The sequence below is a fragment of the Moorena sp. SIO3I6 genome, assembly GCF_010672095.1.
The window spans coordinates 1-2,300 of the sequence record NZ_JAAHHU010000749.1 but is presented as its reverse complement, the minus strand read 5'-3'; the positions used below and the strand labels follow the sequence as shown (position 1 = coordinate 2,300).

The following is a 2,300-nucleotide window of genomic DNA, read 5'->3' as shown; positions in this document are numbered from 1 at the left end:
CGAAGATTGGGACTGGCTGTTACGGGCCACTACTTTGGAAGAGGTAGGAATTGAGTTTGTGACTGAACCATTGTCAGTGTGGTATTTAGGAGACAACCGTTCTAGTCTTAGTAGAACTACTAAATGGCGGAATTCATTAAACTGGATTCAAAAAGTACAAGACTTAGTCAGACCCCGTGCTTACGCATCCTTTATCTTGACAGAGGTAAGTTCAATAGCTGCCAATGCTTGTGAGTGGAAGGCATTTTTCCCCTTCTGTGGGAAGCCATTCGCTGTGGCAAACCCCTACCTATGGATATAGGTTTGTACTTCGGTATGTGGCTACTCTCTCCCAATACTCGACGCTGGTTGCGAAATTTACTGACTAAGAATCCTCAGCCATTAACAACTTGAGCAAAAAATCAGGTTACATCAAGTCCACTTTTGTCCTGAGGGGGTGACATGAGCCCTGAAAAGCTTACTAGATAAGGCTTTGATTCCAGTTGTCTTAGGAAAGATAAACTGGCAAATTGACCCTACGAATGATGTAATGGCAAGCTCAAACCCTTATAACGAAGTCCAAGGTCAGGCCAAAACAGCATGTATCTTTTTGTTACAGATCGGCTGAACGCAATACCCAGTAATGATTTTAGCTTGCATGTCACCCCTGAAGCTTTTGTTGTTTGTCATTTGTAGTGTTCATAATCGAAGGTTGTTTTGGGTAATCGGTAACAGAAATAGGCAAGGGGTAATCGGTAATGGTACAGGAGTAATCGCAATTGCCAATTACCCATTACCTCTTACCTATTACCCACGCCTTACAATAACGATGCTACCGGAGTGGATCTAAAAAATTAATATAGGAATCTACCCTGCTAGAACCGTCTTCTACGGTTTCGGAGTCTTCGACGTTCCCGATGTCTCGCAATTTCTTTACGTTTGCGTTTTTGTGCAAATGTCTCAAAATGACGATTCTTTTTCATATCAGCAAAGATGCCAGCTTGGGAGACTTTTCGCTTAAATCGACGTAGGGCTGATTCTAAGTGCTCATTTTCACCAACCACCACTTGGGTCATTCAATGTCCTCCTGTTTTGATCGCTTCCGTGGTCGAATAACAAGTCATCATTCATCCCATAAGAACAGGACAGGGCAAACCTCTGATTGACTGACAAAACTCCTACAACTGACGGAAGGTGTTGGCATCCGGCCAGTTTTTAAAACGAATGGCTCATATCTCAAGTCCGTTAAAAATCATAATATTGCACCTGGATAGCCTGCACTCGTCTATGGCAAGGAAATCCGAATTTAGCCTGCCAAAAGCAAGCTCTCAAATCCTTATTTTTTCCTTACTCCTTGTCAAGGGAACTGTGATGGTTTATTTCCACGCTTCAGCCTGCAGAGTTTGCTACAATATATCGCTTAAAACTGACTTTAGCTATGAGCCGTGGAATTAATGGCTTTGCTTAATAATGGAATGATTTGAAGAGTTTTGTGGAATGGGCATCTTGCCCCTTCTCAATATTTTCGGGCAGCCAGGATGCCGACCCCACTCATATTCATTCCTTGATTCAGCAATACCGAATTAATGATATTTTTGGTTAACTCACACACTACAACTAGTGTGATTCTCGATCTGAACACTACCTATGTGGGTTTTCCTACTCTAGGTCTTAAAAGTCCATACTTGTCTGAATCAAAGAGTTTAAGATGCCTTCAATCCACTTATAGACAGCAATCCTAAGCACACTAGTATCTTTCAACTATAGTTCGGGTTTGCTTTACCCTACCAGGATTACTCCCTAAATTCTGACGCGCAGCGTAGAACTTGACAGGGGTAAAACCCCTGCCCTGTCCTCAGACCAGAGAATTGGGTTTTGATTTAGATCAAAGCGAGCTTAGTAGCGACGAGCACCGAAGTTATCACCTCTGCCGCGATTGCCCCCAAATGAGTTTCTTTTTTCCCGAGGCTTGGCTTTATTGACTTTGAGCTCGCGCCCCATCCATTCAGCTCGATCAAGCTCTTCAATGGCCTTTGCTTCTTCCTCCTCTGTGTTCATTTCCACAAAAGCAAAGCCCCTTAAGCGACCTGTTTCGCGATCGGTGGGCATGTGAATTCGCTTGATTTGGCCATATTCTTCAAACACAGATTTCAGATCCTCTTCTGTCACCTCACGTGCAAGGTTACCAACGTAGACAGACATACAATATCTCCAAAATTTGATTTATGTAGAGATAGAAATTTCGGAGGCATGCTTAGCAATATGAAACAGAAGAAACCTGTCAACACTGAAAACAAAAACTGCAACCGATACCTATACTC

At 42.9% G+C, this 2,300-nt stretch carries 2 protein-coding genes and 1 pseudogene; 1 reads left to right on the top strand and 2 read right to left on the bottom strand.

The window, feature by feature from the left end; all coding sequences use genetic code 11:
* Positions 1 to 301 (top strand): annotated as a pseudogene (locus F6K49_RS42220) (hypothetical protein); the annotation flags it as partial.
* 553 nt (positions 302 to 854) lie between these two features.
* Here the strand turns inward: F6K49_RS42220 and rpsU are convergent.
* Together rpsU and F6K49_RS42210 are read right to left on the bottom strand one after the other, a co-directional pair.
* Positions 855 to 1,055, bottom strand: a complete 201-nt coding sequence (rpsU, locus tag F6K49_RS42215; protein WP_070394310.1) for a 30S ribosomal protein S21 — start codon at positions 1,053 to 1,055, stop codon at positions 855 to 857.
* Between the two features lie 820 nt (positions 1,056 to 1,875).
* Positions 1,876 to 2,181 (bottom strand): RNA-binding protein, encoded by a 306-nt coding sequence (locus tag F6K49_RS42210; protein ID WP_075900939.1) that lies wholly within the window; start codon positions 2,179 to 2,181, stop codon positions 1,876 to 1,878.
* Positions 2,182 to 2,300: the final 119 nt, after the last annotated feature.

What these genes read in the sequence shown, in the direction of transcription:
- F6K49_RS42210 (WP_075900939.1), bottom strand. Translation starts at nt 2,181, where the DNA reads ATGTCTGTCTACGTTGGTAACCTTGCACGTGAGGTGACAGAAGAGGAT.
- rpsU (WP_070394310.1), bottom strand. Translation starts at nt 1,055, where the DNA reads ATGACCCAAGTGGTGGTTGGTGAAAATGAGCACTTAGAATCAGCCCTA.